The following is a 24106-nucleotide window of genomic DNA, read 5'->3' on the forward strand; positions in this document are numbered from 1 at the left end:
TGTTTCACCTAGTTATCTTTATCGCCTAAAAATAAATTAACTTTGACAAGGGTATGAAGTCTACAGCCGTGTCCGGCTGCGCACTTCAAAGATGGCAAATTTCAAATAATGACCTTCCTCCACACCTAAAATTTGAGGATGGTCCTTCCCTGCCGCTCTCCAATCTACCAGTCGGAGGATTTTGCCGGCATCTGCCGCCGCTTCCTTAATCGTGTCCAAAAACAGCTCTGGCCGCATATGGAACGAACAACTCGCCGTTACCAAATAACCGCCCTCATTGACAAGCTTCATCCCATGAAGGTTGATATCTTTATATCCACGTGTAGCTCCTTTGACAGCACTCTTCGTTTTGGCAAAAGCTGGCGGATCCAGAATAACTACGTCAAAGGTGCGTCCGCCACCCGCAATCAGCGGCTTGGATGTATCTCCTTTGCCCCCCGCTCGCGCGGTGCGCTCCTCTACACCTTTCACCTGATTACGTAAATATTGAAAAGCATCGTCGACGACAAACTCGACGCGATCCTCAAAACCGTTCAGCTTCACATTATCCCGAGCACTTTCAATCGCATGTTCAGAAATATCCAGACAAGTTACTTTTTTCGCACCATGTTTACACGCATTGAGCGTAAAGCTACCTGTATGTGAAAAACATTCCAATACAGTTGCACCGTCCCAGAATGGGAATTCAACCACCTTACCACTTTTATTCACAGGCTTCATGACCGTTGTGGCGTCATCACCTGGGGTTGCAGCTACTTCTTGTAACGTAATTCCGCTACGCGCTCCCCAACCTGTCATCAACGGCGCGATGGCTGCGCGATTTTCACGCTGGTCAAAGAAATAGCCAGTCTTTTGGCCCTCTTCGATATCGACCTTGATTTGTAAGCCATTTTCCGTCACCACCACATGGCGCGGGCAATCGCCGTACAAAGGACCTTTCGTCTGTTCCAACCCTTCCAGCTCGCGGATGGATACATCACTACGCTCATATATACCAACTGGCCCCATGACTTCAACAAGTGCATCTCTGATTTCTTCCCTGCGCCGATCCATGCCAAGCGTTAACAGCTGAACGACCAATACATCACCAAAACGGTCTACAATCAGCCCAGGCAAAAAATCAGCCTCGCCGTACACCAAGCGATAAGCGTTCCCCCCAGTCACAAAGCGTTCGCGATGCTCCAAGCAATTACGGAAACGTTGGGCAAAGAAGCTTTGGTCCATCACTTCCAGCGGCTCATAGGACATCACACGCACTGTAATTTGCGAAGCAGGATTATAGTAACCTGTCGCCAAATAACGACCTTGATGGTTAAGGATGTTGACCAAATCACCTGCTTCTGGATCACCCTCAATCTTGGCTATTTCATTTTTAAACACCCAAGGGTGTGCTTGCTCCAGCCTTTTTTTGCGGCTACGTTCTAATATTACTGAAGGCAAAATCCTTCACTCCTATTCTTGAATTACTTAAAGTCCTTAAAAGTGTGGTGTTCGATGGGACGCAGCTCCGCGGTTCATTTGTTCGTACGATCGCTGGCGCTTCTCCAGATTCAAACGAACCGCTTTGCTACTGCCCGCCTGTATATCGATGTCACGCTTTTAAAGCTTGTGAAGATACTTCAAAATTATTGTTCCGTAAAAAACTGCTCACCCATGCTTGTCATGGCTGTCCTTGACAGATCATAGGCTGTTACATAAGTATTTTCACCTAGAAAAGGGGGCTATGGCCGTGTTCATACATGTTATACTCCCACTGTGCGGTGGGCTGCTTATTTTTTTAGGCGGAATGAAGCTGATGGAAGCTGCCCTCCGGCATTTGGCTGGCCCCTTCCTTACCCGCTGGCTAAACCGGGCTACGGTTTCCCCTTGGCGGGGAATGCTGTTCAGCTCAGGCATTACCGCCCTACTGCAAAGCAGCACCGCCGTAACGGTGCTGACGATCGGACTGGTCAACGCCGGGCTGTTGACCTACGGCCGCACGCTCGGCATCATTCTCGGCACCAATATTGGCACCTGCCTGACGACCGAGCTGATGGGGCTTCAGCTTGGCAAGCTGGCTGTTCCGTTGCTATGCGGTTCACTGCTCTGCTGGGGCACTGCCGTTCTGTGGGGAGAAACGGTCGCTGGCCGCCAGTATGCAGCTGCCGGAGCTTCACCCAGCTCTAATGGGCTCAGCCGCCCACAGGCTGTACAATTTATCAGCCTCGTCTTTGCCGGATTTTCGCTGATTCTGGCAGGTATCCGTGTGATGCAAGCCGTCGGCCCCTGGATTGAACAGGCCGGACTATTCCGCTGGTTTCTTGATCATGCTGCAGCCAACATGTGGTGGGCCTTCGCTGCTGGAGCCTGCCTGACCGCACTGGTTCACAGCAGCGCAGCCGTCATCGGTATGGCAATCAGCCTGGCTGCTGCGGGTGCCTTGCCAGTTGATGTAGGAATCGCCATCGTCATCGGCTCCAATGTAGGCACCTGCGTGACTGCCCTGATTGCCGCTGTTGGCGGCAGCGTATCAGGCAAATTTGTGGCCTGGTCCCACGTATTACTGAACGTAGGTGGGGCATTGCTCTTTATGCCGTTAATCCCCGGGCTGGATATGGCCGCTGCCTGGATATCTACTGAACCTGGGGCCAAGGTAGCGCATGCCCAAACCCTGTTTAACGTCATCAGTTCTCTGCTTGCCTTGCCTCTCTGTTATTTACCTATATGGACACGTATAGAGGAGCGTATGTCCCTCCATAGAACTAAACGTTAATTCCTAACAAGGACAGCGCCTTGCTTAGAATGACATCATTGTTGTCATATCCACCCTGGCGCTGAAGACGCCAAGCTTCTTCGGGCGTATGCCATGCGACGCCTTTGATTTCTTCAATCTGTGCCTGTAAATTCCCATCCAGTGCCTCTACGAGATAATAATGAACTTCCTTGTCCACTTCCCCATATTCAGGGTGCTGATACGTATAAGCAATCATATCCACATGCTGAATAATTCGCCCGTTCAGCCCTGTTTCCTCACGAATTTCACGTAGAGCTGTTTGTTCGATTGTTTCACCTGGTTCCATTTTGCCTTTAGCCAAAGATATCTTGCCATATCGGTCAGTAATCAGCTGAATTTCAAGTTGCTCCTCCTGTTTGCGGAACACTACGCCACCTGCGGAAATTTCCTTTTTTGCTGCCATCCTGTAATCTCCTTTCCTTGCGCAACAAGGATTCCGTCCTCTCTGTAAGGAAAGGCGAAATCCTTGTTGGCCATCGCTATTGCCTGTTCAGGCTCTTTTTGTTTTACAAAGCTGTTTGCAGCCCATTCTCCAATACGCGGACCAATTGGCCTTCACTTTCATTAACGCCTGCCTTCGTCAGCTTCACGCGGCACACCTTACCAACCAGATCCTTATTACCTTCAAACACCAGTTGAATGTAATTGTCACTATAACCGTAGAGTATGCCGCTATCTTCTGTCCCTTTAGGAGCTACTTCAGGAATAACCTCCAGCACCTGACCAACAAACTTCTCAGCATATGCCAGCTGCATTTGCTCAGACAGTTCAATCAGCTCACGCACACGCGCATTTTTCACGTCCTCGTCAACCTGATCCTCCATACGCGCCGCAGGCGTTCCAGTACGCTTGGAATACGGGAACACGTGCATTTCCGAGAAACCGATTTTTTTCATCAGCTCATAGCCATTGCGGAACATTTCGTCCGTTTCTCCAGGGAAGCCGACAATTATATCTGTTGTAATCGCTACATCTGGCATTGCTTTTCGAATCATAAGCATTTTGTTATAAAACTCTTCTGTCGTGTACTTGCGGCGCATCCGTTTCAGCACGGTATCGTCCCCTGCTTGAAGCGGTATGTGGAAATGGCGAACCAGCTTATTGGAGCGTTTCAGCACGTCCAGCATTTTTTCATCAATCTGGCTGGCTTCAATCGAGCTGATACGAATACGTTCCAGCCCTTCCACTTTCTCCAGGTCCCACAGCAGATCGGATAGGTCATAATTATCCATATCGTCGCCATAACCACCCGTATGGATACCCGTGAGTACGATTTCCTTGTAGCCTGCGTGCACCAGTTGACGCGCCTGTGTGATAATGCTCGCCGCATCACGGCTGCGGGATAAGCCCCGCGACCACGGGATAATACAGAAGGTGCAGAAGTTATTACAGCCATCCTGAATTTTTAGAAACGCGCGGGTATGATGAGCAAAATCAGGTACATCCATTTCCTCAAACACACGGGTCTTCATTATATTACGCACCGCGTTTACAGGTTGACGCGACTCTTGGATCTCCTTTACAAACGGAATAATCTTATCTCGGTCCTGCGTACCAATAACAAGATCAACACCTGGAATATCCATAATTTCAGCTGGAGAAGTTTGAGCGTAACAGCCCGTCACTGCCACAATGGCATCTGGATTTCGGCGAATCGCGCGACGAATGATCTGACGACTTTTTTTATCACCGGTGTTCGTAACCGTACATGTATTAATTAAATAGACATCAGCGGTCTGCTCGTCAAAATCTACCTGCTCATAACCTTCTTTTTTGAACAGCTGCCAGATCGCTTCTGTATCATAAAAGTTTACCTTACAACCTAATGTGTAAAATGCCACTGATGGCATATTAAACCCCTCCCATTTCTCCTGTCTCATATAAAATGCATGCCAATGCAACCATACCTGCGGTCTCCGCACGCAAAATACGTCTTCCCAGTCCTGTAGACTGTGCCCCGGCCTGCTCGGCCTCTAGGCTTTCCGCTTCAGTAAAGCCGCCTTCCGGGCCCACCACTATCAGCACACGCGGCTTGTCTGTGGACGCCCATTGTCCTGCGAAAAGTTGGATTACATCCCGTAGCTGCCGCCCCTGCTCTTTTTCATAACAATAACATATCAAATCATACCCAGCAAAAGAAGCCAGAAGTTCTTTCCACGTCAGGGGTGCGCTAATTTCCGGAATCCGGTTGCGATGGCTTTGCTCAGCCGCTTCCTTCACAATCTTGCGCCAACGCTCCAGTCGCTTGCCTTCCTTTTTGGCATCATACTGTACGACCGTACGCTCGGATAAAAACGGTACAAACCCGGTGGCTCCGATTTCTGTACATTTTTGCATCACCGTCTCCATCTTGTCCCCTTTAGGAAGACTCTGCGCGATGGTGATCTGAACATACGGTTCAGAGGTCATCTCCAGCAGCTCGATGATCGTCGCTTTTACATGGTCCTGCTCAATCGTATCCAATGCAGCCAGCGCTTCCCTGGATACCCCGTCACTGACTATAATTTTGTCACCACTACGGCCTCGCATGACTTTGGCGATATGTCGCGCGTCCTCACCCGTAACAATTACGTGATCTTCTAGAAATTGCTCTGCCGGAATAAAATAACGCTGCATTCTCTCACACCTATTCTAAAATAACTATTATCCACTAACGTTCCGTACAAATTCCGATAAAATCACCAAGCACCATCATATCATCTTTTGCGCCTGTATGACCAGTCTGTTCCCTCTTCTGTTTATGTTATACCGATTCTCGTAAAAAAAAGGGAGCCCTTAGGCTCCGAACAGTCCGGTAATGTAAAAAGAAAACTGCAAAAACTGTATATAAATCATCTGAGACAGCGTGTAAAGAGGTTCAATCGTTACAGCTCGTACCTGCGGAATTATCAGTATAAGCAGAAAAATAAAGATCGACCATTGCTCAAACTGCTGAAGCTTGCGGCGCACAGGAGTGGGAGCCACATCCTCCACAATCCGGTAGCCATCGAGTGGAGGCAGTGGAATTAAATTAAAGATAAACAAAAACAGATTCAAATTGATCAGTGCATTGATAAATAAATAGATTGCCTGTGCCACCCGCTGGTTCTCCATTCCCGGCAATACTTGAAAATGAAGCAGCACAGCATAGATCAGCGTAGTCACAAATGCAAGCAGCAGATTGCTCAGCGGACCAGCAGCCGATACAATAATGCCCATGAGGCGCGGACGGCTAAAATTGTCACGATTGACCGGGACTGGCTTGGCCCAGCCAAAGCCTCCGATCAACAGTAACAGCGTACCCAGCAGATCAATATGCACTGCCGGATTTAAAGTCACGCGCCCAAGTAGCTTGGCCGTAGGATCGCCAAATTTATTGGCATAATACGCATGAGCAAACTCATGCACCGTAAACGATATGATCACCGCCAGCAAGTAAAATGGAAGGACATTTAAATTTACCCGAAAAATACTTTGTAAAAAATCCATGCTTACCTCTTTCTCGCTACAAACGCCAGCCAATCTTCATCCCGGTTGATTTCGGCAATCTCAAAGCCAGCTGCTTTCAACGCAGATTCGACAACCTCTTCTTTGTTCTTCCAAATCCCTGAAGCAATATAAATACCACCTGGCTCCAAGGCTTTATATACATCATCAATGAACAGCAAAATGATCTCAGCTAAAATATTAGCTACGACCAGCTTGACTGGCAGCTGGATCCCCAGCGTTGGATCGCTTGCATTGAGTACAGAGAGCAAATCGCTTTCTTTAATGGTGATACGTTCCTCCAGTCCGTTCAAACGCGTATTTTCACGCGCACTCGATACTGCCACCGGGTCGAGATCCAAGGCAAGTACATGCTTTGCTCCCAGCTTTATCGCTCCAATAGCTAAGATACCGGAGCCTGTACCAACATCAATGACTTCTTCTCCACCCTGAATCACGGATTCCAGCGTTCTTAGGCAAAGGGATGTCGTCGGATGTGTACCAGTGCCGAAGGCCATACCCGGATCAAGCTCAATGATTTTTTCATCTTCACTCGCAGGCTCATACTCTTCCCAAGTCGGTTTGATGGTCAAATGATCCGATACACGCAAAGGCTTGAAATATTGTTTCCAGGCATTAGCCCAGTCATCCTCGTTGACCGTTTTCAGCTCATACCGAACCTCGCCAGGGTCAATATCAAATGTTCTCAATTGTTCAACCCGCGGCTCAATTTGTGCACGCACGCTGTCCATGTCTATTTCTTCAGCAAAATAGCCCTTGATGATCGCTTGTCCTTCAGGAATATCGTTCAAAGGGCGATCGTACCACTGTCCATAAGACGTATCCCGCGGCTTGTTGAGCGAACCGGATTCTTCAATGGAAACCCCTCCTGCACCTGCTTCGTGCAGAAAATTCGAAATCATTTCGACGGCTTCCTCGCTTGTATGTATTGTAATTTCATTCCACAACATGGTTTACATTTCCTCCTCATTTCACATGCATACACTACATTGTACTATATACTCGCATAGGAGTTCAAAAAAGCAGATGGACTCATTATTGAAAATCAAACACCTGCGACTACTGCCTTTGTCTTTAGCCCTCTAGTTTTTAGCGCAACAGCATATAGCGGATAATGAATAGAACAAGGGGAAAACACAAATAAGACGGGCTATCCCGCAAATCACCTTTTTGGTGGGATACCCGCCTTATTGTATTCTACTCGTTGTCGTTTATGATACGTTGCTGACGGCGGTCAGCTACTTCACTACGCCGGATCGCTTCCAAATCCTCAGCATCTGCCTGCTCTGCCGAGAACTCAACATCTTCGTTTTTGGCAGATTGCATGCGTTTGATTTTCTCGGTTTTGGTCAGCACTTTATCGAACCGTTTGTTTTTAGACATCGGTCACTGCTCCTTCCAAACTTGTCACAGCATTCCACCCGCTTGTTCCACAATAGACATCGCCTGATGATGAATGGATTCATCCACCACCGCAGTCAACAAAATATCGCGGCCGGTCGGTCCACCTTGTCCTCCATCACTCATGCCACTGGCAGCAGGATCAGCCGCAGCCAGTATTGCAGGAGACGCATCTGTAAAATCCACGCCCTGTGTGAGTGAGGACAAGCTGCTAATCTGTCCCGAGAACACAGGCAGTCCGGCGTTGCCCGTAGACTGCCGCGGATACCGGCTAAAACGATCTATCGACATATCCGTTACCCTGAGAGCCTCCAATTTTCTCGCGGCTCCCTGTGCTTCCTCAGGACTTTTGAAATACGCCAAAATATTTTTTTCGCCCATCCCAAAATCTCCCTGTGTAGTATTGAGCGTAACTTTGGTTGAGAACATAGATCGTTACGCTTTGTTATATCCTGCTCATTGGCAAGACTTTATATTCTCCACGAAAGCTAAACGGATACAGACATTATCAAGAACAGCAGACCAAGACCGTGAACTAAAGTTTGTGAAGAACATAACTTTTACGGATGTAAAGTAGCTGCCGGAGCTTCTCCTGACATGGCTACTCCTGTCTCCCAGGCTGCGCGAATAACAGCATCCCGTACCTTCTGAACCACCTTCGCATTAAAAACATTCGGTATGATATAAGTTTCACTTAGCTCCTCAGGGCAAATCGCATCAGCGATGGCAAGCCCGGCAGCCAGTTTCATCTCCTCGTTAATCGTCTTGGCATGGCAATCCAGAGCGCCCCGAAAAATTCCCGGGAAGCACAATACGTTATTAATCTGGTTAGGAAAATCGGAGCGGCCGGTAGCAAGCACACGCACATAAGGTAAGGCTACAGCCGGATCAATTTCTGGCTTCGGATTCGCCATAGCAAACACGATAGGATCAGTTGCCATGCTCTGTATGTCTTCCACAGTCAGTATATCTGGACCTGATACACCGATGAAAACATCAGCTCCCACAATTACCTCAGATAAGCTTCCACTTAAATTATGCGGGTTAGTCATGTTCGCATACTCTGTCCAATGCGGGTTACTGTATTCTACACCACGGTGAATGGCTCCTTGCCGATCCACGCCAATCAGATTGCGTACCCCTGCCTTGAGCAGCATACGGGAGCAGGCCATACCTGCCGCACCGATCCCAGCAAATACGACTTTGACATCTTCCATTTTTTTGCCGCATACCTTTAGTGCATTGACCAAACCTGCTAATACAACAACTGCCGTACCATGCTGATCATCATGAAATACTGGGATGTCGAGTTCCTGCTTCAACCGTCTTTCAATCTCAAAACAGCGTGGCGAAGATATATCTTCCAAGTTAATGCCGCCAAAGGCAGGAGCGATCATTTTGACAATTTGAACAATCTCATCAGGGTCCTTCGTATTGAGACAGATGGGGAATGCATCGACACCTGCAAATTGTTTAAACAGTACTGCTTTACCCTCCATCACAGGCATAGCAGCCTCTGGCCCGATATCTCCCAATCCAAGTACCGCGGTTCCATCTGATACGACCGCTACTGTATTTTTTTTGATCGTTAATTGATATGCTTTGGCTGGGTCATTGGCGATTTCCATGCAAATTTCAGCTACACCCGGCGTATAAACTTTGGATAACCCCTCCATCGTTTCAATTGGCTTCTTGGGTAAGGTCTCCATTTTGCCACCTGCATGTAATTCTCTAATTTCATCTATTAAACTGCTCATATTTTTCTCCGTCCTTTCATGCCTCTATTTGGATATGAAACTCAGTCCTGTGTATAAATCTCATCAGCTCCATAATTGGAGTAACAAGGTGGCTAAAATGACCGTGCCCGCCCCGCCAATCCGTGTAGCAATTTGGGCAAAAGGCATCAGTTCCATCCGATTGGATGCAGACAGAATGGCTACATCGCCCGTGCCCCCTAATCCGCCGCGACAACTGGTCACCAAAGCAGCTTCTACGGGATACATGTGAATCCATTTTCCTGTGAAGTATCCAGTAACAATCAATGCAACCACTACAGATGCACAGGTAATCGCATAAGGAACCGTTAGAATCCCAACTACACTATCTAATGGCACATACAAAATACCTAACCCCACCATCAAGGGCCACGTCAGACTAGCGGTTATACATTTGTACAAATGAAAAGCTCCCTGCTCCAATGTGTTCGGCATGATCTGAACACACTTAATTAATGCCGCCGCCAGAATCATGAGAATCGGTCCTGGAATATGGAGATACGGCTCCAGCAGCTTACCCACAATAAAGAAAGTACAAGCCAACAACAGACCACCACCCATTAATGGAAAAGAAACGGATTGTCCCAAGTTTACCGGAGATAACTCACCTTTGTCTTTTTCGAGTTTTAACAACCTCCCGTTACCGGAAGTTTCTGGTTTTTTCTCCGCTAATCTCTTCAAGACGCCTGCCCCTATAATTGCAACAATGTTACCGATAATTGCAGCCGGGATAAACTGGGATACGAATACTGCAGAATCCTTGCCCAGTACCATTCCATACGAAATGGACAACGGTAAAATGCCTTCTCCAATCCCGCCGGAAATAATCGGAATGATGATGAAAAAAAATGTATGATAAGCACTATAGCCAAAAGCCATACCCACCAGCATACCGACGGCAACAGCAGCAATAGATCCTATGATAATGGGGGCAAAAATTTTGACAATTCCATTCATTAGCATTTTGCGATCCATACCAAGAATACTGCCGGTTACTAGACATGCGATGTAAAAATAAAGAAAATTCGAGGTTTTCATAAGCGTGTGCACAGCCCCCATCGCAGATGGACTGAACATATTCCAAAATACCATTAACGATGGAACCATAAGGGATAAAATGGCTGGCCCGCCTATATGTTTAAGCAGCGGAAGTTTGGCTCCCAGGTCACTGAGCAATATACCTAAAATCACGATGACGGCAAACCCGCCTAATAGATCGTTCGGAAGTCTTTCTGTAATTGCAGCCGCATAAACAATTAGCGCGATCACGGCATATAGCGGAAGAGGAATCACTCCCACCTTTATCCTCCCCAGCATCCTAAACCCATCTACAGTATTTTTACTCCATCTTTGCCCCTTTTGAATGACAGGCTGGTTCGTAGCATTTTCCATAAATCTCCCTCCATAAAGTGAAGAATGATGATCATGTTCCCATTCTACACCTTGGAAAACGCTTTATTTGGTTTTAAAACTAAGAACTAACTTTTGTAACTAAAGTAATCAGAAATAGGGCTAAATATAACTATTGATGATTCCTTCTGCCTGCGGCAAAACCTGATATTGGTAAACAGGGCGTCCAATGGTACCATATATAGTTTCCATAGAAAGCACTTCAATCTCTGTCATAAAAGCCAAATACTTGCGCATAGACACCCTGGAAATCCCTGCACTCTCCGCAATATCCTCCGTGGAAAATAGAACCTTATGATGCTGCTGGATACAATTCCATATCATAGCCAGCGTGGATTTCGTTATCCCCTTGGGCAACCGTGCCAAGTCTTTAATCAAGCTTTTATGATAAATCAGTCGATCCAGCTCCTCCTGCGATAGTAGACTGCGCTCACGTACAATACTAATGTGCTCTCGATACCCGGTAAGTGCCTCTAGAAAACGGTTAAAGTGGAAAGGCTTGATCAAATAATCCATAGCGCCAAAATTCATCGCCTTTTTGACACTGCTCATGTCACTTGCAGCTGAGATGACAATAACATCCACATTCACTCCAGCCTCCCGTATGAATGACAGTAAATCGAGGCCATTACTTTCTTGCATATACACATCCAGCAATATTAGATCAATGGCTTGTTCAGCTAAATATTTCTTAGCCTCTTCCACCGAAGAAGCCCAACCGCTACATTGGAATCCCTCGACCTGCTCCATATATTTGCGGTTAAATTCTGCAACCATCGGATCATCTTCTACAATCAGGACATTAATCATGTTCATCATTCCCCGCTATAATGTATGGAATCTTAATCTGAAAACAGCACCCCTGCTCGACTGGGATCAACTTTACACTACCTTGTAGCCTCTTCACGCTTTGCGCCACTAGATAAAGTCCCATCCCTCGTGACTCTCCCTTGGTGGAAAAACCTTTTTCAAAAATAGCCTTCACAAGGTCCTCCGGTATACCCGGACCATTGTCGCACATGATACAGGTCAGACAGCCATGCTTCTGATTTTCCTCATAATAAAGTGAAAGGGTAATCCGCTTGTGCTCCAGAGATTCCATCGCCTCCACCGCATTATCAAACAGATTGCCAAGAATAGTAATCAGCTCGTGAGTCGTTTGAGTTTGACTGGATTCAGGTAAGTGACTACCCGGAGTCAGTTCAAAACTTACCCCTGCCTCTCTGGCCCGGCTTAATTTTCCTAATACAAACCCCGCCATAACTGGGTCCTTAAGCTGCCGAGTAATGGAACCTATCTCTACTTGATGATGCTCGACGGCATCCATAATATAGTGCTCCAGTTTATCATACATTCGCAAGTGCACCATCCCCATAATGACATGCAGCTTGTTCATAAATTCATGAGCCTGTGCGCGTAGTGCTTCCGTGTACAAAGAAACTCCGGTCAACCGTTCCGCAAGCTGGTTCATCTCCGTCTTATCCCGAAAGGTTACAATGGCTCCGACAATTTTTCCTTTGACCCGTATCGGAACACTGGTGGTCAGCAAGGTGATCCCACCCAACTCCATCTCCTCATCCATCAGTGGAGTGCTTACTTCCAAAACCTCTTGTAATCGGAAAGCAGATAAATAAACAGTAATTTCCTGTCCAGAGAATGAGAAGTCTTCAATCCCCGCTTGCCTCAGTAGACGGATCGCTTCTGCATTCATCAGCATGATACGACCGCATTCATCCACTGCAATGACTCCTTCCTTGATGGATTGCAACATCGCGCTGCGTTCCTCCAGCAAACGTGCGATTTCCGGCGGTTCCAGACCGACCAGCATATTTTTGATTTTACGAGCCAGCACAACCGCTCCTCCTGTGCCAATCAACATTCCGATACCAATGGCGATAGCAATAAGACGGGTGTTGCCTTCCTGGGCCCGCTGTATATCTTGCATGGATATACCAACAACAATTGCCCCTACCTGCTTTCCCGTCACACTGAACACGGGGGAAAAGGCACGCATGGACATGCCTAATGTCCCCTTTGCAACGGACACACTCTCCTGACCATGAAGTGCAGTATACTCGTCTCCTCCGACAAAGGCTTTGCCGATCCTCCTAGCATCGGGGTGCGTTTTACGAATTCCCTTCATATCCATAACCACGACGAATTGGATATGATTCGCTGTTGAGACCTTCTTCACATACTCCTGCATGGAAGGAGAAGAACCCGTCTGTTGCAATTGCTCGATAATAAGCGGTGTATGGGCGAGTGTACGAGCAATGGACATTGCCTTTTCCTCAAGCCCCTTCTCCGTTTCAAGCTCAACTCTCTCCGCAAATAACAGTGTTACTGGCAGGAGCACAAGTGCCATAACCAGACATACGAGCAGCGTTATTAGACCTCTGAGCTTTAAAAGCGGCTTACCTCGACGCAGACTTGTCCGTATTTTTTCGATGGAACTCACTCCTTTCTAGTTGATAGAAGCTCAATAGTTAACTTTGGTTGTACAAAAATGGCTATGTATGTGTTTACGTGAATATAAAAAAAGGGACTATTCCGCAATTGCGGAATAGTCCCCTCGGATTCATGATTGAAGCTCCGCGATTTAGACTTTGGCTTAGTCGCCTCGGAAAGCCCGCTTCACACGATCAAAAAAGGACTGCTCATTCTCATGTGTCTGCTCTCCACTAAGCGAAGAGAACTGACGCAGCAAATCCTTCTGTTCCTCACTCAGCTTGCTAGGCGTTACCACAACTACCTTAATATGCTGGTCACCTTGACCTACGCCGCGCAGTTTTGGCACACCCTTTCCTTTAAGACGGAAATAAGTGCCTGTTTGTGTGCCTGCTGGAACTTTCAGCTTCACTTTCTCGGTCAACGTCGGGATCTCAACTTCATCTCCCAAGGCTGCCTGTGAAAACGTCAGCGGAATTTCACAGTAGATATCGTCTCCCTCACGCTCAAAGAAGTCGTGCGACTTCACACGGAATACGACGTACAAGTCACCAGCCGGTCCTCCGTTGACACCGCCTTCGCCTTCCCCGTTGATACGCATTTGTGCGCCGTCATCCACACCCGCCGGAATGCGAATATGAATTTTACGTTTCTTGCGGACACGGCCTGATCCGCTACAAGTCGTACATTTTTCCTTGATAATTTTTCCGGAACCGCCGCAATTGGAGCAAGCGCGTCGATTAACCATGCGGCCAAACGGTGTATTCTGTACCACTTCTTCTTGTCCACTGCCATGGCAGACGGAACAGGTCTGTGGTTGAGTGCCCGCCTTGGCTCCTGTACCATGACACGTATCGCATGTTTCCGTACGTTCAATTTGAATGTCGGTTTCTTTACCAAACACCGCTTCTTTGAATTCAATCGTCATCGTATATTGAAGATCGTTCCCTCGTTGCGGTGCATTCGGATCACGCCGACCGTTGCCGCCACCAAAGAACATATCAAAAATATCACCAAACCCGCCACCGAAGTCGGCACCACCAAAGCCGCCTCCCATGCCCTGATTTGGGTCTACATGACCGTATTGGTCGTATCTTGCCCGCTTCTGACCATCGCTGAGAACATCGTAAGCTTCTTTTACTTCTTTAAATTTAGCTTCTGCGTCCGCAGCCTTGTTCACGTCCGGATGATACTGACGCGCAAGCTTGCGGTAAGCCTTTTTGACTTCTTCATCCGAAGCGCCTTTTGCGACACCTAGCACCTCATAATAATCACGCTTATCAGCCAATGTTCCACCCCCATGCCTACAACGTGTCTGCACTACATATAAAAGGAAAGCCAAAGGCGCGGGATGACCCGGCTTTGACCTTCCCATCATTTCAAGGCAGTACAACCCGTAATATGCTTATTTATCTTGGAAATAACGGTTACCCTTAGGCTAATTGTTATTTATCAAGGCAGCTACGCTGCTAATTACTGTTCAGTATATCATAACGTACCGGTATACCGTAAAGTTACACTACCCGATCCGTTGCTTAGTCTTTCTTCTGATCTTCGTCAACAACTTCATAGTCCGCATCAACAACATTGTCACGGCCTTTGCTGTCTGCTGCTCCGTCTTGAGCTTGTGCTGCTTGAGCAGCTTGCTCATACAATTTCACAGACAATTGCTGAACGATTTCAGTTAGTTCTTCAGTAGCTTTTTTGATGTCTTCCAGGTTGTCGGATTCCAGCGTTTTTTGCAGATTTTCTTTAGCTGCATTTGCTTTTTCGACTTCACCTGCATCCGCTTTTTCGCCCAGATCTTTAATCGTTTTGTCTACGGAGTAGATCAGTTGGTCCGCAGCGTTTTTCGCTTCTACCAACTCTTTGCGTTTCTTATCTTCTTCCGCATGCAACTCGGCATCCTTCATCATACGTTCTACTTCTTCGTCACTCAAGCCGCTAGAAGATGTGATCGTAATTTTTTGGCTTTTACCTGTGCCTTTATCTGTAGCAGATACGTTCACGATACCGTTCGCATCGAGGTCGAAAGTAACTTCGATTTGCGGTACACCACGTGGTGCTGGAGGGATATCTCCCAATTGGAAACGGCCCAGTGTTTTGTTGCCTGCTGCCATTTCGCGTTCACCTTGCAGCACGTGAATTTCTACGCTAGGCTGATTGTCAGCATACGTCGAGAATACCTGCGATTTGCTCGTAGGGATTGTCGTGTTACGATCAATCATTTTGGTGAATACGCCACCTGCGGTTTCAATACCGAGGGACAGTGGAGTTACGTCAAGGAGAACGACGTCTTTCACATCACCTGTCAATACACCTGCTTGAACTGCTGCGCCCAAAGCTACCACTTCATCAGGGTTTACGCCTTTATGAGGCTCTTTACCTGTCAGCTTTTTGATTGCTTCTTGTACAGCTGGAATACGTGTAGAGCCGCCGACCAAAACGATCTTATCGATGTCGCTAGCACTCATGCCTGCATCTTTCATCGCTTGACGAGTAGGTCCCAAAGTACGTTCTACCAGACCTGCAGACAATTCTTCAAACTTCGCACGAGTCAGGTTCAACTCCAAATGCTGTGGAACGCCATCAGCTACTGTGATAAACGGCAAGGAAATTGTCGTTGTCAGCACGCCGGACAGTTCTTTTTTCGCTTTTTCTGCTGCGTCTTTCAGACGTTGTACAGCTGCTTTATCTTTGCTCAGGTCAATACCTTGATCTTTCTTGAACTCATTTACGAGGTAATCAATAATCACTTGGTCAAAGTCATCGCCACCCAGCTTGTTATCGCCGCTTGTTGCTTTAACTTCGAAGAAACCATCGCCCAGTTCCAAAATGGATACGTCGAATGTACCGCCGCCCAAGTCATATACGAGGATCGTTTGGTCTTCGGATTTTTCCATACCATATGCTAATGCAGCTGCTGTTGGCTCATTGACAATCCGCAGAACTTCCAGACCGGCAATTTTGCCTGCGTCCTTAGTTGCTTGACGTTGACCATCATTGAAGTAAGCTGGAACAGTGATAACCGCTTGAGAAACCGTTTGGCCCAGGTAAGCTTCAGCGTCAGATTTCAGCTTTTGCAAAATCATAGCGGAAATTTCCTGTGCGGAATATTCCTTACCATCGATGTTTTCTTTATGATTTGTACCCATGTGGCGCTTGATGGACATGATTGTACGATCTGGGTTCGTAATTGCTTGGCGTTTTGCCGTTTCCCCTACAGTACGCTCCCCATCTTTTTTGAAACCGACAACGGAAGGGGTTGTGCGCGCGCCTTCCGGATTTGGAATAACGACGGCTTCGCCGCCCTCCATAACAGCCACACAAGAGTTGGTTGTACCTAAGTCAATACCGATTACTTTGCTCATCGGACAATTCCTCCTTCTGTATATACGAGGCCCTCAGGCCAGAATGGTTGAATCAAAATGATGTAATTCTAATGTATATAGAAAAAGTTACATGCTAACTTTTACCATCGCTGGACGAAGCACCTTGTCCTTCAGCATGTATCCTTTTTGTACCTCTTCAACGACGATGCCTTCATCATGCTCTTCGCTCTCTACCTGCATAATAGCCTGGTGGAAATCAGGATTAAACGGTTGTCCCACTGAATTCATGGCCGTCACTCCCTCTGCCTGAAGCACACTCTCAAACTGGCGGAAAATCATTTCCACGCCTTTGGTGAATGACTCAGACTCCGCTCCTTGCGATGCTGTTGCCAGCGCTCGCTCGAAGTTATCCAGAACAGGCACCAACTCGGTAATAAGCTTCATAGACGCATATTTAGCAAGGTCTTCCTTTTCTTTCAGTGTACGGCGGCGAAAATTATCAAAATCCGCCTGTGCGCGCAAAAACCGCTGCTGATGCTCCTCAGCCTCTGCACGAAGTTTTGCCACCTCTGTGTTTTCTTCCTCGGCTTCCAGTGCTGCCGCTTCATTCACCGGCTCTTCCTGCTGGCTCGTTTCGGCAGCTTCCTCTGTGCTTACATTTTGTTGTTTTTCATCTTGGAACGCTTGTTCTTCCTTCAAAATGTTTCACCTCCTTCAAGTCATAACTACCCATACAAAAGCACGCAACAATGCACCCGCGCAGGATACAAACCGTATCCCGGCGCGGAACATGTAGGACCGCAACCTGTGCGATCTTGTTCTATTTAAACCGTTGCGTTAGCATTGCGGTCAAATCCTTAGACAGGATACCCAAAATATTAATAACTCTCGCATACTCCATCCGCGTCGGACCCAATATACCTATCGTACCCAACGCTTCTCCGTCTACTGCATATGTAGCAGTAATCAGGCTGCAATTGGCAAATGCTTCATGATCATTTTCTGTACCGATGCGGACTTGAATTTCAGGGGCTCCGGCTACAGGAGTCATCAGTTTAAGCAGCGTTGGTGTTTCCTCCAGCAGATCGAGAATATGTTTAACCTTTTCTACATCTTTAAATTCAGGTTGATTCAGCATGTTCGTCGCACCGCTCAAATACAAGCGCTGATCCGATTCATTATCGAGTGCTTTATCCAGCACCTTCATAGCGTCCTCAAAATGAGACACATGCTTCTCCATTTCCTGACCAAGCGCGGTATAAAGGCGTGATTTAAGCTGATAAATCGGCACACCGACCAGCTTGCTGTTCAGTAAATTCACAACCTTTTCCATCTCGGAAATTGAAATTCCAGGTGGAATATCCACCGTTTTATTCTCCACCTGACCGGTATTGGTCACGATAATCGCCACAGCCGTCGTTTCGTTGAGCGGCAACAGCTGAAAATGACGCAACGAAGTATGAAAAACCTCCGGCCCAAGCAAGATGGAAGTATAATTGGTCATATGGGACAAAATGCCTGATGCATGCTGAATCACTTGCTCCATTACATTCAGCTTTTCGGCGTAAAAGGCTTTTAGTTCCCGCATTTCCATAGGCTTCAGTGTATTTAGTGGCACCAAATGGTCCACATAATAACGATAACCTTTATGAGACGGGATGCGTCCCGCAGAAGTATGGGGTTGCTCCAGATAGCCCTGTTCCTCCAAATCCGACATTTCATTACGGATTGTGGCTGGGCTGAATCCGACATCCTGCCTTTTGGATATGCTGCGGGAACCCACTGGTTCAGCCGAACGAATGTAGTCATCAATAATCGCATTCAAAATGAGTCTCTGACGTTCGGTTAACAAGCGAATCCCCCCTTATCGTTTATCCATAATAGCATGATTGTTAAATGGAATCATTAGCACTCGTTCGCGATGAGTGCTAACTGATAATACAAAAATACCAAACCGACCTGATCATTGTCAAGTCAGATCAGTATTTTCAATAAACGAGATTTATTACATCCATTTTGATTATTGATATGGAAACAGAGCGTTTACACTTTTTCACATAAACCCTCATTATTCATCATATCCAAACCGTATTTATGTATAGGGATACAGAATGCAAAAAATTGAGACTTTGTCTCCAAACTGTTGTAACTTTATTGTCTTTGAGGAGGAATAGGATCTGAGAAGCCAGCACCGCAACCTTTTATACGCATTAATCGCTCTTTTACCTACAATTTGTATGTTTTACATTTTAATCGAATTGTTTCCGTACACAGGCCTAGGAAGAATCCTTGCTTTGCCACTAGTTTTTATTCTGAACGCTGCCCTTATGATTTCAGTGATCCATTTAATTCGTAAATTAAGAACCTTGTGGTGTTCCTTAATCTTGATCCCTACAATACTGTTAAGCATATGGAATACCATTTTATTTTACCCACAAGAATTCAGTCCAAGCATTACCAAGCAAATAAAATATAGTGTCACTGCTATATTACATTATGATGATTTAACACCAGCTGATTGGGAAGAGTAAACATATCGTCCAAGCCGAACTGGAGAGTCTGAAAAATATATTGTCGCCTTGTATAAATACAAAGGTCAAGTCCCGTTAGATGGCACTACATACTTTTATAATGATACGGATTATCATAAGGACCATCCCATAAGAAGCCTGAGTGATATACCTTCGGAACTGGAGCCTCATCATCAATTTATTTGGTGGTTACTCCAAACATTTGAGAAACGAACAGGGGCACAATAATGTAAGCTTTAACACATACGCAAGGCTGCGTCCTGATAAAAAAACACTGAACTGACCTCATTATTGACAGGTCAGTTCAGTACTTTCAACACTGCGATTTCATCACAATTGTTTTGTTTACTGCAATGAATGCAGTCAGTCCATACCTTTTCAGGGAAAATCTCTTTGCTAACTACATCAAAACCGTTTTTTATAAAAAAGGATACCTCGTAGGTCAGTGCCATAATTTTAGGAATATGTTGCCGCCGTGCTTCTCTAATAAGGCCTTCCACAAGCTTGGAGCCGATTCCCATTCCTTTATGCCCCTCAGAGATACCAAGGGAGCGAATCTCTACCAAATCAGCCCCCAATTTGCATAAAGAACCACATCCAACGACTTCGCCGTCCACCTCTGCAACAATAAACAGCTCCAGTTGGCGCGTAAGCACTTCCCTTGAACGTGGCAGCATAATCCCCCGCTCTGCATAGCCGCTAATCATTTGATATAAAGGCTCCACATCCTCAGGAACCGCACTTCTGCACAATACATCTTTACACACTGAAGCCATTTTGCTCTCCTCCTGCCGCTTGCCGCATATAATGAATAAATATACAACATTACGCATAGAATCGCAATACTCCATTTACCCTGCTGTGGCAGAATGGTGTAATAAAATGATGGCCCTGCTTACGAAGTCAAAATGTACTGTATTGAAGCTTGCAACTTATGAATTTACCGTGATCGAACCGATGAACTCTGCAAATACGTCATTTCCGAATAAAATACCGCGCTCGCTCAAACGATACCCATCCTCGATTGATTCGATTAATCCTGCATTCAGCATTTTTCTAAGAGGAACTGTAAACGTGTCTTCCAATGTCTGACCGAATTGAGCTTCAAAGCGGGATTTGGACACACCCTCCAGCATTCTCAAACCGACCATGAGGAAATCCTCCATGGCTTCCGCCGTCGGCACCTCAAAGCTGTCCAATCGCGGTAAACCATTCCGAGTTGCCTCCACATAAGGGTTAATGCCCTTAATGTTCATATGACGCTCTCTGGCAACATAACCGTGTGCCCCAGCGCCGAGACCGTAATAGTCCTCATTACGCCAATAAGTCATATTATGCTTACTTCCCAAACCTGGTTTAGCGAAATTGCTAATTTCATACTGTTCATAACCCGCTTCTTTCATGCGACGCATAAGAAGCAAATACATTTCCAGTTCGTCATCTTCATGTGGAAGTGGCAGCTGATTTTTCTGGTATAACGTGTGAAAGAGCGTGTTCTCTTCAACCTTCAAACTGTAGATAGAGTAATGAGGAAGATCCAGCTCCAGCGCTCTACTGACGCTTTCATCCAGCATGTCGACCGTTTGGTTCGGCAAACCGAACATCAGGTCAATCGACAGATTGTCCAAACCGGCCTTACGTGCGTTTTCCAAACTACGATAGACGTCATCTGTACTATGAATACGACCTATGCCTGTAAGCAGATCATTCTGGAAAGCCTGCACACCAAAACTGAGTCGATTGACGCCGCCCTCTTTCATCACAGAAAGTTTTTCAAAATCAGTTGTGCCAGGATTGGCTTCCATGGAAAACTCAATATCTTCCGCCCAGTTTGGAAAATAGGTACGAACGCTCTTCAGAAAATATTCCATTTCCTTCGGATTGAGGGTTGTTGGTGTTCCTCCCCCGACAAAAATGGTCTTTATCTCTCCTGGCGGGTGAAGTTTGACAGTATGTTCCATCTCCCGTTCTAAGGCATACAGATATTCCATAACAGGCTGATCCTTGAGCACATAAGAGTTGAAGTCACAGTAAAAGCATTTATTCGTGCAAAAAGGTATATGCAGATAAACCGCTTGAGGCGCGGATGAATATTCATGTTTTTGTATGGATGCGGTCATACCGATCCTCCTTGTCGATTCAGGGTATAGTGAGAAAATGAGCCGAGGTCGAGACCAACCGCTTCGTGTTCCATTTGATCTTCTGATCGCTGTTACTCCCCAATTTTCCATTATATAAGCACTCTTAGGGATAAAATTGGGGAGTAAAGGCGAACGCTACCCTTCTCCAGATTCAAATGGCCCACTCCGCTGCTGCCCACCACGAATCGGTCATTTTTTGTGGTGTAGGTGTTGCAGTAAAAGAAAAACATCTTTAAACATACTCTAAAGATTGATTTAAAGATATAGTTGCCATATTACTCTAAATCAGAACTTGAACGAGCCCTCTGTCCTGAATAGCTTGCTCAAATAAAGAACGTCCATTCTCCATGCATGGCAAATGCCTCATGAAAGAATGGACGAATACTTCAAACTGCTTTACTCATCTATCTTCAGTACCGCCATAAATGCTTCCTGTGGTACTTCTACGTTACCGACCTGCTTCATACGCTTCTTGCCCTCTTTTTGCTTCTCAAGCAGCTTCCGTTTACGGGAAATATCGCCGCCATAACATTTGGCCAAGACGTTTTTACGCATAGCCTTAACGGTTTCACGCGCAACAACCTTTGTTCCTACAGATGCCTGGATTGGCACCTCGAACATTTGCCGCGGGATCAACTCGCGCAGCTTCTCACAAATGATACGTCCGCGGTGGTAAGCCCGATCTCTATGCACGATGAATGACAATGCATCGACCTGCTCACCATTCAACAGAATATCCATCTTCACCAGATTAGATTGGCGATAGCCTGAAATCTCATAGTCAAAGGAAGCATAACCTTTGGTGCTGGATTTAAGCTGATCAAAGAAATCATATACGATTTCAGACAAAGGAATCTGGTACGTAATCGTTACCCGTGTTGTATCCAGGTACTCCATGTTCACGTATTCACCACGCTTGCTCTGACAAAGCTCCATAACCGTACCTACATAATCATTTGGCACGATGATGCCTGCCTTAACATATGGCTCTTCAACATGTTCAATACGTCCTACTTCCGGGTAGTTGGATGGGTTATCAATTTCAATCGTTTCCCCGTTAGTCAATTGTACACGGTAAATTACGCTTGGTGCCGTTGTAATCAGTGGAATATTGAATTCACGTTCAATACGTTCCTGAATAACGTCCATATGAAGCAGACCAAGGAAACCGCAACGGAAGCCGAAGCCCAGCGCACTGGATGTTTCCGGTTCAAAGCTGAGCGAAGCATCGTTCAGTTGCAGCTTTTCAAGCGCCTCACGCAAATCATTATATTCCGATGTTTCAATCGGATACAGACCACAATACACCATTGGATTAATTTTCCGATAGCCTGGCATCGGTTCTGGTGTTGGATTTTTGGCATCCGTTACCGTATCCCCGACACGAGTGTCGCCCACATGCTTGATTCCGGCAACGATAAAACCAACATCACCGATATTTAGCTCATCCACGATCGTCATACGTGGCATGAAAGCTCCAACCTCGATAACCTCAAACGTTTTGTCAGTGGCCATCATCTTAATTTTCGAACCCGCACGGATACTGCCATCTACAACACGTACATATACGATAACGCCTTTATAAGGATCATAATGCGAATCGAAAATAAGCGCCTTGAGCGGATTATCCGGATTTCCTTGCGGAGCAGGCACACTTCTGACCACCTGTTCCAAAATTTCCTTGATACCGATTCCAGCTTTGGCTGAAGCATGTACGGTTTCGCTCGTGTCCAAACCGATAACATCCTCGATCTCCTGCTTTACCCGTTCAGGATCAGCACTTGGCAAATCAATCTTGTTAAGCACTGGCAAAATCTCCAGATTGTTGTCCAACGCCAAATAAACGTTAGCCAATGTCTGCGCCTCAATCCCCTGCGCTGCGTCTACTACCAGCAAAGCACCTTCGCAGGCTGCCAAACTACGAGATACCTCATAGGTAAAATCGACGTGTCCCGGTGTATCAATCAAATTCAAAATGTACTCTTCGCCGTCATCGGCCTTATAAGTGAGTCGCACTGCCTGGAGCTTAATCGTAATCCCGCGCTCCCGCTCCAGTTCCATCTGGTCAAGCACTTGCTCCTGCATTTCGCGGGAAGTGAGTGCACCGGTGTACTCCAAGATCCGGTCAGCCAGCGTAGATTTACCATGGTCTATATGTGCAATGATACTAAAGTTCCGAATTTTACGTTGTCTTGCCAAAATGTCAGTCATGCCTTACCCCCACACAATGCCTAGTATCAATCAGCTTATTATAGCAGTTGTAAGGGGGGTCAGCAATATTTCTATTCTGTTACCCCGTCAAATACAGATACAACCCAGCGAATGCCCTGTCTTGACAGATTTTGAAGCAGTCCAGCCGTTTTGTCAGCCATGGTATCCACCGAAGCCTGCTGCGCCTTTACGGCTAGCAGCTCACGAGGAGTCTCTAGGCCCTGCCGAGTATTGTCATCCTGTGCAGCCTTCATATCCCATTCATGTGTCCAGCGTGCGGTCTGTTCCTCACTTCGTTCGTTTGTATTCCCTTCGTTCGTGTCCGTTTGTGGCTCAAACTCGACCTTTCTACTTGTATTATACGTACGATTATGCGCTCGGGCATCAGCTGCCGGGGTATCCTCAATCACCGTCTGCTCATATTCAACTTTCTGTTGATTTACTGATGAAACTGGATTCTCGTCCCATTCCGGGCCATAGACTGAGCGCAGACCAGAACCTGCCAGCTGCATGCCAAGTAACACGCCCGCTCCGATCAGAAGCACAAATCCAAGCGCTTTTTTACGAAAATGTCCGGTCATTATATCCCCCCTAACTG

Annotated in this window: 21 protein-coding genes; 1 reads left to right on the top strand and 20 read right to left on the bottom strand. The window is 46.5% G+C overall.

Annotated elements, in window-relative coordinates:
• Nucleotides 1-60: 60 nt before the first annotated feature.
• Complete coding sequence (locus OIU26_RS03720; RefSeq protein ID WP_264215964.1) at nt 61-1440, bottom strand: class I SAM-dependent rRNA methyltransferase; 1380 nt, start codon at nt 1438-1440, stop codon at nt 61-63.
• Between the two features lie 289 nt (nt 1441-1729).
• Between OIU26_RS03720 and OIU26_RS03725 the strand changes: the two genes are divergently transcribed.
• Complete coding sequence (locus tag OIU26_RS03725) at nt 1730-2752, top strand: Na/Pi symporter (RefSeq protein ID WP_264215965.1); 1023 nt, start codon at nt 1730-1732, stop codon at nt 2750-2752.
• Here the strand turns inward: OIU26_RS03725 and OIU26_RS03730 are convergent.
• The 19 genes from OIU26_RS03730 to OIU26_RS03820 form a co-directional block, all read right to left on the bottom strand.
• The gene (locus OIU26_RS03730) at nt 2742-3176 is read right to left on the bottom strand and encodes an NUDIX hydrolase (RefSeq protein ID WP_264215966.1); all 435 of its coding nucleotides are present in this window, start codon (nt 3174-3176) and stop codon (nt 2742-2744) included. The two genes, OIU26_RS03725 and OIU26_RS03730, sit on opposite strands and share 11 nt — an antisense overlap.
• A 103-nt stretch (nt 3177-3279) precedes the next feature.
• On the bottom strand, nt 3280-4623 hold the full coding sequence (gene mtaB, locus OIU26_RS03735) for a tRNA (N(6)-L-threonylcarbamoyladenosine(37)-C(2))-methylthiotransferase MtaB (protein WP_013372164.1): 1344 nt from the start codon (nt 4621-4623) through the stop codon (nt 3280-3282).
• Nucleotide 4624: 1 nt separating this feature from the next.
• Nucleotides 4625-5389: a 16S rRNA (uracil(1498)-N(3))-methyltransferase gene (locus tag OIU26_RS03740; protein WP_264215967.1), complete on the bottom strand. Its 765-nt coding sequence runs from the start codon at nt 5387-5389 to the stop codon at nt 4625-4627.
• A gap of 159 nt (nt 5390-5548) precedes the next feature.
• Entirely contained in the window at nt 5549-6241 is a 693-nt protein-coding gene (locus OIU26_RS03745; RefSeq protein ID WP_013372166.1) for a site-2 protease family protein, read from the bottom strand.
• A gap of 2 nt (nt 6242-6243) precedes the next feature.
• Nucleotides 6244-7209 carry a 50S ribosomal protein L11 methyltransferase gene (gene prmA / locus OIU26_RS03750; protein ID WP_040103299.1) on the bottom strand — a complete coding sequence of 322 codons (966 nt, stop codon included), beginning with the start codon at nt 7207-7209 and terminating at the stop codon, nt 6244-6246.
• 247 nt (nt 7210-7456) lie between these two features.
• Entirely contained in the window at nt 7457-7642 is a 186-nt protein-coding gene (locus tag OIU26_RS03755) for a YfhD family protein (RefSeq protein ID WP_016821609.1), read from the bottom strand.
• Between the two features lie 24 nt (nt 7643-7666).
• On the bottom strand, nt 7667-8041 hold the full coding sequence (locus OIU26_RS03760) for a hypothetical protein (protein ID WP_016821610.1): 375 nt from the start codon (nt 8039-8041) through the stop codon (nt 7667-7669).
• A gap of 179 nt (nt 8042-8220) precedes the next feature.
• Nucleotides 8221-9417, bottom strand: coding sequence for an NAD(P)-dependent malic enzyme (locus OIU26_RS03765; protein WP_064962102.1), 1197 nt, complete (start codon nt 9415-9417; stop codon nt 8221-8223).
• Nucleotides 9418-9480: 63 nt separating this feature from the next.
• Nucleotides 9481-10827, bottom strand: a complete 1347-nt coding sequence (locus OIU26_RS03770) for a 2-hydroxycarboxylate transporter family protein (protein WP_264215968.1) — start codon at nt 10825-10827, stop codon at nt 9481-9483.
• Between the two features lie 120 nt (nt 10828-10947).
• On the bottom strand, nt 10948-11655 hold the full coding sequence (dcuR, locus tag OIU26_RS03775) for a two-component system response regulator DcuR (protein ID WP_264215969.1): 708 nt from the start codon (nt 11653-11655) through the stop codon (nt 10948-10950).
• The gene (gene dcuS / locus OIU26_RS03780) at nt 11648-13303 is read right to left on the bottom strand and encodes a DcuS/MalK family sensor histidine kinase (RefSeq protein WP_080771905.1); all 1656 of its coding nucleotides are present in this window, start codon (nt 13301-13303) and stop codon (nt 11648-11650) included. The genes dcuR and dcuS overlap by 8 nt, the downstream gene beginning before the upstream one ends.
• Nucleotides 13304-13456: 153 nt before the next feature.
• Nucleotides 13457-14581 carry a molecular chaperone DnaJ gene (gene dnaJ, locus OIU26_RS03785; RefSeq protein WP_013372174.1) on the bottom strand — a complete coding sequence of 375 codons (1125 nt, stop codon included), beginning with the start codon at nt 14579-14581 and terminating at the stop codon, nt 13457-13459.
• A gap of 247 nt (nt 14582-14828) precedes the next feature.
• Nucleotides 14829-16664 carry a molecular chaperone DnaK gene (gene dnaK / locus OIU26_RS03790; RefSeq protein ID WP_264215970.1) on the bottom strand — a complete coding sequence of 612 codons (1836 nt, stop codon included), beginning with the start codon at nt 16662-16664 and terminating at the stop codon, nt 14829-14831.
• A gap of 87 nt (nt 16665-16751) precedes the next feature.
• On the bottom strand, nt 16752-17324 hold the full coding sequence (gene grpE, locus OIU26_RS03795; protein WP_264215971.1) for a nucleotide exchange factor GrpE: 573 nt from the start codon (nt 17322-17324) through the stop codon (nt 16752-16754).
• Between the two features lie 121 nt (nt 17325-17445).
• Nucleotides 17446-18477 (bottom strand): heat-inducible transcriptional repressor HrcA, encoded by a 1032-nt coding sequence (hrcA, locus tag OIU26_RS03800; protein WP_013372178.1) that lies wholly within the window; start codon nt 18475-18477, stop codon nt 17446-17448.
• Between the two features lie 978 nt (nt 18478-19455).
• Nucleotides 19456-19932 carry an N-acetyltransferase gene (locus OIU26_RS03805; protein ID WP_025674283.1) on the bottom strand — a complete coding sequence of 159 codons (477 nt, stop codon included), beginning with the start codon at nt 19930-19932 and terminating at the stop codon, nt 19456-19458.
• A 156-nt stretch (nt 19933-20088) separates the two neighbouring features.
• The gene (hemW, locus tag OIU26_RS03810; protein ID WP_264215972.1) at nt 20089-21276 is read right to left on the bottom strand and encodes a radical SAM family heme chaperone HemW; all 1188 of its coding nucleotides are present in this window, start codon (nt 21274-21276) and stop codon (nt 20089-20091) included.
• A 417-nt stretch (nt 21277-21693) separates the two neighbouring features.
• Nucleotides 21694-23508 carry a translation elongation factor 4 gene (gene lepA / locus OIU26_RS03815; RefSeq protein WP_013372182.1) on the bottom strand — a complete coding sequence of 605 codons (1815 nt, stop codon included), beginning with the start codon at nt 23506-23508 and terminating at the stop codon, nt 21694-21696.
• A 71-nt stretch (nt 23509-23579) separates the two neighbouring features.
• Nucleotides 23580-24089: a hypothetical protein gene (locus tag OIU26_RS03820; RefSeq protein WP_264215973.1), complete on the bottom strand. Its 510-nt coding sequence runs from the start codon at nt 24087-24089 to the stop codon at nt 23580-23582.
• Nucleotides 24090-24106 lie beyond the last annotated feature (17 nt).

The organism is Paenibacillus sp. BT-177 (genome assembly GCF_025846815.2).
GTDB lineage: Bacteria > Bacillota > Bacilli > Paenibacillales > Paenibacillaceae > Paenibacillus > Paenibacillus polymyxa_C.

Bases quoted from the DNA above. Each gene is read 5' to 3' on its own strand.
- OIU26_RS03770 (WP_264215968.1), bottom strand. From the start codon at position 10,827: ATGGAAAATGCTACGAACCAGCCTGTCATTCAAAAGGGGCAAAGATGG.
- OIU26_RS03820 (WP_264215973.1), bottom strand. From the start codon at position 24,089: ATGACCGGACATTTTCGTAAAAAAGCGCTTGGATTTGTGCTTCTGATC.
- dcuR (WP_264215969.1), bottom strand. From the start codon at position 11,655: ATGATTAATGTCCTGATTGTAGAAGATGATCCGATGGTTGCAGAATTT.
- mtaB (WP_013372164.1), bottom strand. From the start codon at position 4,623: ATGCCATCAGTGGCATTTTACACATTAGGTTGTAAGGTAAACTTTTAT.
- OIU26_RS03740 (WP_264215967.1), bottom strand. From the start codon at position 5,389: ATGCAGCGTTATTTTATTCCGGCAGAGCAATTTCTAGAAGATCACGTA.
- OIU26_RS03745 (WP_013372166.1), bottom strand. From the start codon at position 6,241: ATGGATTTTTTACAAAGTATTTTTCGGGTAAATTTAAATGTCCTTCCA.
- lepA (WP_013372182.1), bottom strand. From the start codon at position 23,508: ATGACTGACATTTTGGCAAGACAACGTAAAATTCGGAACTTTAGTATC.
- hemW (WP_264215972.1), bottom strand. From the start codon at position 21,276: ATGACCGCATCCATACAAAAACATGAATATTCATCCGCGCCTCAAGCG.
- OIU26_RS03730 (WP_264215966.1), bottom strand. From the start codon at position 3,176: ATGGCAGCAAAAAAGGAAATTTCCGCAGGTGGCGTAGTGTTCCGCAAA.
- OIU26_RS03755 (WP_016821609.1), bottom strand. From the start codon at position 7,642: ATGTCTAAAAACAAACGGTTCGATAAAGTGCTGACCAAAACCGAGAAA.
- OIU26_RS03765 (WP_064962102.1), bottom strand. From the start codon at position 9,417: ATGAGCAGTTTAATAGATGAAATTAGAGAATTACATGCAGGTGGCAAA.
- OIU26_RS03805 (WP_025674283.1), bottom strand. From the start codon at position 19,932: ATGGCTTCAGTGTGTAAAGATGTATTGTGCAGAAGTGCGGTTCCTGAG.
- prmA (WP_040103299.1), bottom strand. From the start codon at position 7,209: ATGTTGTGGAATGAAATTACAATACATACAAGCGAGGAAGCCGTCGAA.
- OIU26_RS03760 (WP_016821610.1), bottom strand. From the start codon at position 8,041: ATGGGCGAAAAAAATATTTTGGCGTATTTCAAAAGTCCTGAGGAAGCA.
- dnaK (WP_264215970.1), bottom strand. From the start codon at position 16,664: ATGAGCAAAGTAATCGGTATTGACTTAGGTACAACCAACTCTTGTGTG.